The sequence below is a fragment of the Dactylosporangium cerinum genome (assembly GCF_042653625.1).
GTDB classification, from domain to species: domain Bacteria; phylum Actinomycetota; class Actinomycetes; order Mycobacteriales; family Micromonosporaceae; genus Dactylosporangium; species Dactylosporangium cerinum.
Map to the genome: position 1 here is coordinate 1 of NZ_JBHSIU010000048.1, position 7,682 is coordinate 7,682.

The 7,682-nt window shown below is 66.4% G+C and carries 8 protein-coding genes; 2 read left to right on the forward strand and 6 right to left on the reverse strand.

Annotation, left to right across the window (positions count from 1 at the left end; all coding sequences use genetic code 11):
• Positions 1-89: 89 nt before the first annotated feature.
• Positions 90-248 (reverse strand): hypothetical protein, encoded by a 159-nt coding sequence (locus ACFPIJ_RS36275; protein WP_380122163.1) that lies wholly within the window; start codon positions 246-248, stop codon positions 90-92.
• 353 nt (positions 249-601) lie between these two features.
• Positions 602-1,474 (reverse strand): LysR family transcriptional regulator, encoded by an 873-nt coding sequence (locus ACFPIJ_RS36280; protein ID WP_380122165.1) that lies wholly within the window; start codon positions 1,472-1,474, stop codon positions 602-604.
• Positions 1,475-1,605: 131 nt separating this feature from the next.
• Here ACFPIJ_RS36280 and ACFPIJ_RS36285 point away from each other — a divergent pair, with 131 nt between their 5' ends.
• Together ACFPIJ_RS36285 and ACFPIJ_RS36290 are read left to right on the forward strand one after the other, a co-directional pair.
• Positions 1,606-2,463: an aldo/keto reductase gene (locus tag ACFPIJ_RS36285; protein ID WP_380122167.1), complete on the forward strand. Its 858-nt coding sequence runs from the start codon at positions 1,606-1,608 to the stop codon at positions 2,461-2,463.
• 18 nt (positions 2,464-2,481) lie between these two features.
• The gene (locus tag ACFPIJ_RS36290) at positions 2,482-3,414 is read left to right on the forward strand and encodes an aldo/keto reductase (protein ID WP_380122169.1); all 933 of its coding nucleotides are present in this window, start codon (positions 2,482-2,484) and stop codon (positions 3,412-3,414) included.
• A 466-nt stretch (positions 3,415-3,880) separates the two neighbouring features.
• Here the strand turns inward: ACFPIJ_RS36290 and ACFPIJ_RS36295 are convergent, their stop codons facing one another.
• From ACFPIJ_RS36295 to ACFPIJ_RS36310, 4 genes are all read right to left on the reverse strand, one after another.
• The gene (locus ACFPIJ_RS36295; RefSeq protein ID WP_380122171.1) at positions 3,881-4,093 is read right to left on the reverse strand and encodes a hypothetical protein; all 213 of its coding nucleotides are present in this window, start codon (positions 4,091-4,093) and stop codon (positions 3,881-3,883) included.
• A gap of 420 nt (positions 4,094-4,513) precedes the next feature.
• A complete protein-coding gene (locus ACFPIJ_RS36300) occupies positions 4,514-4,990 on the reverse strand; it encodes a hypothetical protein (RefSeq protein ID WP_380122173.1) in 477 nt (158 codons plus the stop codon).
• Positions 4,991-5,673: 683 nt separating this feature from the next.
• Positions 5,674-5,949, reverse strand: coding sequence for a hypothetical protein (locus ACFPIJ_RS36305; protein WP_380122175.1), 276 nt, complete (start codon positions 5,947-5,949; stop codon positions 5,674-5,676).
• A gap of 558 nt (positions 5,950-6,507) precedes the next feature.
• Positions 6,508-7,380: an ISAs1 family transposase gene (locus ACFPIJ_RS36310; RefSeq protein WP_380122176.1), complete on the reverse strand. Its 873-nt coding sequence runs from the start codon at positions 7,378-7,380 to the stop codon at positions 6,508-6,510.
• Positions 7,381-7,682 lie beyond the last annotated feature (302 nt).

Here is a 7,682-nt window from a genome sequence, read left to right on the forward strand (position 1 = left end):
AACCAACCAACAGCCGCCCGACCCAGGGGTTGACACAGGGCAACTCAAGTCTGCCTCGATCTTGCCAACTCTCAATGCAACGGTGCCGGTCAAGGAACCCCGTCGGTGACCGCACGGGTGCGCACGCGGGCGTCCACCAGCCCGATGACGTGTGGTTCCTGACCGGAACGCTCGGCGGTCGTGTGCAGCGGCGGCGCACCGTCCCGGCCGAGCGGCCGCTGTTCTTCCCAGCGATCAACATGTGGCATCGCGACCACGACGGCTGGCCTCCGGTCCTGCCACGGGCGTACGGCACCCTGGCCGTCAACGCCGTCCCGATCGAGGACGCGGATCCGGAGGGGCATCATCGCTGGACACGCCTTCATGCAGAACCTTCGTCGCGGCTACTACGAACTCGCCGTCGACGCCCCGTCCGCTCGGCGGGTCGCAGCTGCGTTCATCGAACTCGCCGGGCGATCTGACCGCGGACCCGACACGGGTACAACGCGTCCGCCGATCCCGCAACGCAACTGTGCCCGACTTGCCCTCCTCTGGGATCGGCGCGGGAGTGTCCGCCATCGCGTAATCGCCGAGCCGACGTCCTCTGCCTGGGTTCAGGCGTTCAAGCGGGTGAGGCGTCAGTGACGAGTTCCAACAGGTGGGCGGACGGTCCCCCGATCCGGTCCCATGACGGGGAGACGACCGAGACCTTCCAGGTGGGGCCGATGTCGTCTGGTAGTGCGATTGTCCGCAGCTGCGCGGCCTGTGGTTTCGCGGCGATGTGTCTCGGGACGATGGCGATCCCTAGTCCGCGTGTGACGAGGTCGAGCAGCGTGTGCACGTCGTTGACAGTGCAGCGGATCTGGCGATGGATGCCGTGCGCCGAGAGCAGGTCGTCGTTGAGTGCCCGTACGCCCCAGGTCGGTGCGAAGTCGATGAAGTCCTGGCCTTCCATCTCGCTCCAGGGGACTTGCGACCGCGCGGCGATGGGATGGTCATTGGGCGCCAGCAGGACGAGTGACTCCTGGCCCAGGGTGCGGTGCGGAAGGGAGCCGAGGTGGCGTGCGCTGGCGACGAACGCGACGTCGACGTCTCCGGACCTCACCATGGAGATGAGCTCTTGGGAGCCGGTCTGCGTGAACCGCGTCTCGACGCGCGGATGGCGGCGGTGGAATCGTTCGAGCAGTGCGACCACGTCGACAAAGCCGAGACACTGCTCGGCGCCGATGCTCAGAGAGCCCGTGACCTCGCGACTCGCCTTCACGACGGCGTCCCGTGCTCCCGCTGCGTGCGCGAGCATGTCGCGGGCGTAGGGCAGTAGGGCGACGCCGGCTGCCGTGAGTTCGACCCGACGCGTCGTGCGGTCGAACAACGCTGTGCCGAGCTCCTCCTCGAGGCTGCGGATCGCTGAGGACAGGCCCGACTGAGAGATGCCAGCGACCGCCGCGGCGCGCGTGAAATGACGTTCCTCCGCGACCGCGAGGAGGTACTCCATTTGACGAAGGTCCATTCATGTCCTCTGGCTCTGGATCTGAGAGATTGCAGCTGTTGGACTTCTAGATTAGCGCTTCATACAGTTGTGCGCGCCACGCCGTCGCGGCGTGGGCATCCCTGGAGGAAGACCCCATGCTGCAGCGCACCATCGGCGGCCGGAACGTCTCGGCGATCGGTCTCGGCGGCATGCCGATGTCCATCGAAGGGCGTCCGGACGAGGCGCGGTCGATCGCCACGATCCATGCCGCGCTCGACGCCGGCGTCACCCTGATCGACACCGCGGACGCGTATCACCGCGACGCGAACGAGGTGGGCCACAACGAGGAGCTCATTGCCCGCGCGCTGCGCTCGTACGGCGCCGGCGCCGCGGACGTCCTCGTCGCCACCAAGGGCGGCCATCTGCGCCCAGGCGACGGCACATGGACCCGCAACGGCAACCCCGATTACCTCAAGCGTGCGGCCAAGGAGTCCGCGCGTCGGCTCGGCGTCGAGGCGATCGGGCTCTACCAGTTCCACCGCCCGGACCCGTCGGTGCCCTATGCGGAGTCCGTCGGGGCGATCCGCGACCTGTTGGATGAGGGCGTCATCCTGATGGCGGGTATCTCGAACGCGGACGTCGCGCAGATCGACGAGGCCCGCGAGGTGCTCGGCGGTCGGCTGGTGTCGGTGCAGAACCAGTTCTCGCCCGGGTTCCGCTCCAGTCAGGGCGAGCTCGAGCACTGTGCCGAGCTCGGCATCGCGTTCCTGCCCTGGAGCCCGCTCGGTGGCATCGCGAACGCGAAGGACCTGGCCGGGCTCCACGGAGCCTTCGAGGAGGTCGCCGCCGAGGTCGGCGCCAGCGTCTACCAGGTCACGCTGGCGTGGGAGCTCGCGCTCGCGCCCGTCGTGATCCCGATCCCCGGCGCCTCGCGCCCCGAGAGCATCCGCGACTCCGCGGGTGCGCCCGACCTCGTGCTCACGGCCGCGCAGGTCGCGCGCCTGTCCGCCTGATCCCGCCACGGAGAGACCATGAAGACCTTCACCCTGCCCGGCACCGATCTGGTGGTGCCCAACGTCGTCCTCGGCCTGATGCGCATCCAGGACAAGTCCGACGAGGAGGTGCGCACGCTCGTGAGCACCGCCCGCAACGCGGGCATCACGTTCCTCGACCACGCCGACGTCTACGGAACGGGGATGCACGGCTGCGAGCGCCGGTTCGCCGAGGCGCTGCGGCTCACGTCGTCCGAGCGCGAGCAGTTCGTCATCCAGTCGAAGGCGGGCATCGTCAAGGACGGCCCCTACTTCGACTTCTCGTACGAGCACATCGTCGAGTCCGTGAACGGATCGCTCGTGGCGCTGGGCACCGACTACCTCGACATCCTGCTGCTGCACCGTCCCGACGCGCTCGTCGAGCCTGAGGAGGTAGCGCGGGCGTTCGACGAGTTGTCCGCCGCCGGCAAGGTCCGCGCCTTCGGCGTCTCGAACCAGACGCCCCGTCAGCTCGACCTGCTGCGCCGGTACGTCATGCAGCCGATCGTCGCGAACCAGCTGCAGCTGTCGATCACGCACGCGCCGATCATCGCCCAGGGGGTCGCAGCCAACATGCAGGGTCTGGACCAGTCGATCGTGCGGGACGACGGGATTCTCGACTACTGCCGGCTGCACGACATCACAATCCAGGCCTGGTCGCCGTTCCAGGCCGGGTTCTTCGACGGCCCGTTCCTGGGTTCGGCCCGCTACCCGGAGCTGAACGCCGTGATCGACCGCCTCTCCGAGAAGTACGGCGTGCCAGGCGAGGCCATCGCCGTCGCCTGGATTACCCGACACCCCGCACGGATGCAGGTCGTCCTCGGCACGACCACGCCCGAGCGCGTCGTCGCGGCGGCGCAGGGGTCGGACATCCCAATCACCCGCGCCGAGTGGTACGAGCTGTTCCGCGCAGCCGGCTACACCGTGCCGTGACCTGCCACAGAGATTGAATCGTCAAGTTTCGATCAAGGCTGGCGCGGAGTGTTGACGTGACCGTGGCCGATGGGTGGCGCCTCTGGTTCGGGTGCGCTATCTCGACGGTGGTGGGCTGACGGCCGAGGGCCGAGCCCGACGTGAGGCAGTCCGGTTGCAGGCGTCGGTCTTGTTCGCGCCGCGGACCCGCACCGCGACGGAGGAGGAGCGGGCCGCGGCCCGCCGTACGGTTTTACGGCTTCCCGACGAGCCGGGTTCCCGCGACCGCCACGCCGCGCGAAGCGCGGCCTTCATCTCAGCACAGCCAAGTTCGGCGGTAGCGCGGTGCTGACCAACAGACGGGACCTACCACCCGGAGCGAGTGCCGCACGAACCAGCCCAACCCGAACACAAGGTTAACTTTGCCTGGGCAACTGCCGCCTGGAGTAGTCAAACGGACATTACGATGTAGGCGAAATCGGGAACATCATTTTTTGATCGTGATTTGGATCTGCTTGGTGGTCTCATCGATATTGCCGAGGATTGTTGCCGAACCAGTGGCAATCGCTTGTCCGCGCTCGAACTCGCCAAGAAAGACTGGCATCGTAATGTCAGCACCGACAGCCTTCCCTGTGCACGAGACGATAACCGATCCACTAGCGAACGCTGCAGTGGTCGACTGCTGGACTCGAAGTTGCACGGAGCTCGTTCCGAAGCTCGGCGGACAGGTGACTTTCACAGACCCTGTCACAGTTTGCCCAGAGGGCGAGGAAGTCAAAGGTGCCCCTGGGGCGATCGATATCGTCACCAGAGTCGGAGTAGCTACAGCGGGCGTCGCGGTCAGCAACACGCCAAATCAAATTACGGATAGGAATAGGAATAGCCGTCGCAATGTAACCCCCATAAATTCGAGTAGACGCCATTTTCCGAGTGAGAACCAAGTGCTCGACGGTGAAGTCCTTGACAAAGTCGCGATTTACCCGTGCCGCGATTCGGATCGGCCCATCCGAGGCGTCAGGCAGCTCGGGTGTGATGCGGTTCTGGATCCTCTCGGTCGTTCCGATTCGGACCAAGATGATGAGGGCGCTGCGGATTGACGCTTTCCGCGGCGCCCTCGTCATCAACCTAGTTCGGCGCAGACATTGTGACTCACGTGGCCACGTAGTGGCACATCGATCGGCTGGCCAAGGATGAAGCTCACCCGTCCACTAGTGACGATCAGGAATGGTCCGCCGGAACCGGCGGGCGCCTGGATGAGATTTCGTCCAGTGACGACGACGCGGCCTGTCGCCGGATCGAACTGGGTTGGACCGGATATGTTGTAGGTTTCCGATGCGTCGGTGTCCTGATTGGTGACCGTGGCAACGGCCGGGCCGGTGATGATGACGATACCGTTTGGCAGCGTGACGCGTTCCGTTTGTGCGCTTGTAGCGGTGATCTCAACACCGAACGGGCAAACCTCGCCCGCAGCGAACGCTAGTGTAAACGTCTCGCCTTTTGGTACAGCCGGCGCAGACGATGCCGGCTGAGCCAATAGCAGCAGGGCCACCGTGGTGACCAACTGGATCGCCGTGGCACGAATTGCAATGCGTTTCATGATCATCCCCTAAATAGGCACGATTCCGTGGAACATGTGGGCGAACGCGGACACCCGCTCGGCGCAGCTACCCGCTGGGGGTCGCCTGCCCATTTCTCCCTGTCGGTTCTGTGGTCTACGCCAAGCGCTGACCTACGGTGCTGGCGCAGTCGCGGCGTAAAGATGCAGCAGTACCGGGCGCGGGCACTCCCATTCCGTGCCGCCGCCCGATGTCCACGACAGCACCGTTCAAACGCCACCGAAGCAATCCGCTCAGCGATCCGAGCAGATGCCCCGTTGACGGTGGACTCCTCGGAGTATCGCCAACGCGGCAGTGAAATTGCCGACGACACGTGGAAAATGACCCGGTGCTGGCGGGTGAAAACGGCCCCTCCAGAAGCTGATCTTTTGGCCGGGCGCCACCGACCCCTGCGGGTGCCGACCAGGACGTCCGCCCTGGTCACAACGAGTTCGATCACCAACCAAGATCCCGCCCTGATACACGGCCCAGCGCACATCAGATCGCTGACAGCAACCGGGGATGATGCCCTGCTGTGCTCCTTCGCGACCGTGATCCCCGCGTCGGCGAGCACCGCGTCGAAGGCGTTGGTGAACTGCCCGGCCCGATCCCGGATAAGTGCCTTGAACTGGTCCGGGCACTCGCCCAAGTCCATGAACAGGTTCCGGATCTGCTGCGTGGCGGCCTACGCCCCGTCGGGGTTGGTCGTGACGCCGAGGATGTGCACGTACCTGCTGGCCACCTCGACAACGAAGAACACGGAGTAGCGCTGCAGTGTGACCGCGGCGTCGACATGGAAGAAGCCGCAGGCTGACAGGATCGACGCCTGAGTGCGCAGGAACTTCCGCCAGGTGGTGTGGTTGCGGCGGACCGGCGTTGGCGGGATCCCTGCCCGGCGCAGCACCCGGCGGATGGTCGACACGCCGACCCGATGACCGAACTGCAGCAGTTCGCCGCGCATGCGCACGCACCCCCCAGCCGGGGTTGTCGCCGTCCACCCGTTCGACCAACGCGGTGACCCCGGGGTCGATCGGCGACCGGCCGGACCGGTTCGGATACGTCCAGTGCTTGGCGACCAGCCGGCGGTGCCAGGCCAGCACGGTCGCCAGGGTGACCAGCCGCCGCCGGCGCAGCAGGGTCGGGAGCTCGCAGATCAACCCGGCCAGCAGGAACCGGTCGGACCAGTCCAGCCGCGGTTTCGGCTTGGCCCGGCGCAGCACCTGGTTCTCGTGGCGCAGCACCAGCAGTTCGGCGTGCAGGCTGGCGCGGCTTCGGGCGAGTAGGGGTCAGCCAGGCCAGGATCGGCAGGGATCGATCCCACCCCGGACCGCGCCGCCACGACCTGGCCGGCGTTCCTGCATTCCCAGGTCAGGGCGCTGGAGGCTGTCGCACAGCTTTCGAGAGTTGGCTGTCAAGAGTTGTTGCTGCAATTCGTCCGATATTGACGATCATGTGGTGCCGTGGCATACAACTTCATCTCCTGCAGCCCAGGGTCATTGCGTTGTGGGATAACTGCTGGTCACGGCGTTGATGAGGTCGTGTGAGCGGCGGTCGGCGCGGCGGTTGGCGCGGGCGATGTTGGTCGCGCCGTGGATGCGGTGGTAGCCGATCGCGGTGTTGCGCAGGGTGGCGATGACGGCGGTCCGGTGCCGGTCCGGGCCTGGTGGAGGTCTTCACGGAACGTCACGTCGCGTACGTGATGCAGGCGGTTCTCGATGTGCCAGGCGCGGCGGATCCAGTCTTGCAGGTCGGCGGGCTGGGCATCGGCGGCAGGGAGTGACACGGTCAGGTAGGCGGTTTCCCGGTTGGTCCGTCCGGCGGTGATGCGGGTGCGGGTGACCCGGACGGCTTGCTCGGCGTGCGGGAACGCGATCCCGCCGGGGGTGGCCACGGTGATTGCCTTGACGGTGCGGGTCTCGCGGCGGCCGTGACCACGGTCGCGGGTGCGGTCTCCGGCCGGGACCTGGGCCCAGGGCAGGCGTTTGAGCTGGGCGTGCAGGGTTGGCTGGTTGGCCTTGACCTGCACGAGCAGGTGCGCGCCGCGGGCGGCGACCTGCCGGGCGTGTTCGGTCTGGGTGTGCAGGGCATCGGCGACGAAGATGACGCCGGTCAGGTCGCCGAGCACGGCTGCGACGGCGTCGAGCAGCGGCGCGAACGCGGGAATCTCGTTGCTCTTCGCCGCGATGGTGACCTGGGCCAGAACGATGCCGGTGGCGGTGTCCAGGGCGGAGATAAGGTGGACCCGCCCGCCGTCGGGGCGGCGGGCGGCACGCAGGGTCTTGCCGTCCACGGCGATGACGGTGCGGTACCGGCGGGGACGTGCCGGTACCGGCCCGGTGCGGGTCCGCAGCCAGCCGGCCAGGATCTGGCCGAGCAGCTCAGCGTCGAACAACCCTGCTGATCGCCTGTTCGGCCGGCGTTACCCCGTCCAAGATCCAGACTAGTCGGCACGGAGAGCCTTGTGGGTGCCGAAAACCCCATCCATGCGCTGTGACCTGCCGGTTCTCGGATATGGCTGAAGTCTGCGAGACGGGGTAGGCCAGGATGATCTATCGTGCTGCTGCGACTGCCCTACCTGGCGCTCACGAGCGTGTTCACCCTCATACGGCTCATACCCGTGACCGATTCGGACAAGAACGTCGAGATTCTGACGCTGCGCCACCAACTCGCCATCCTGCAGCGCCAGATCGACAA

What these genes read in the sequence shown, in the direction of transcription:
- ACFPIJ_RS36300 (WP_380122173.1), bottom strand. Translation starts at nt 4,990, where the DNA reads ATGAAACGCATTGCAATTCGTGCCACGGCGATCCAGTTGGTCACCACG.
- ACFPIJ_RS36305 (WP_380122175.1), bottom strand. Translation starts at nt 5,949, where the DNA reads ATGCGCGGCGAACTGCTGCAGTTCGGTCATCGGGTCGGCGTGTCGACC.
- ACFPIJ_RS36275 (WP_380122163.1), bottom strand. Translation starts at nt 248, where the DNA reads ATGCCACATGTTGATCGCTGGGAAGAACAGCGGCCGCTCGGCCGGGAC.
- ACFPIJ_RS36290 (WP_380122169.1), top strand. Translation starts at nt 2,482, where the DNA reads ATGAAGACCTTCACCCTGCCCGGCACCGATCTGGTGGTGCCCAACGTC.
- ACFPIJ_RS36280 (WP_380122165.1), bottom strand. Translation starts at nt 1,474, where the DNA reads ATGGAGTACCTCCTCGCGGTCGCGGAGGAACGTCATTTCACGCGCGCC.
- ACFPIJ_RS36285 (WP_380122167.1), top strand. Translation starts at nt 1,606, where the DNA reads ATGCTGCAGCGCACCATCGGCGGCCGGAACGTCTCGGCGATCGGTCTC.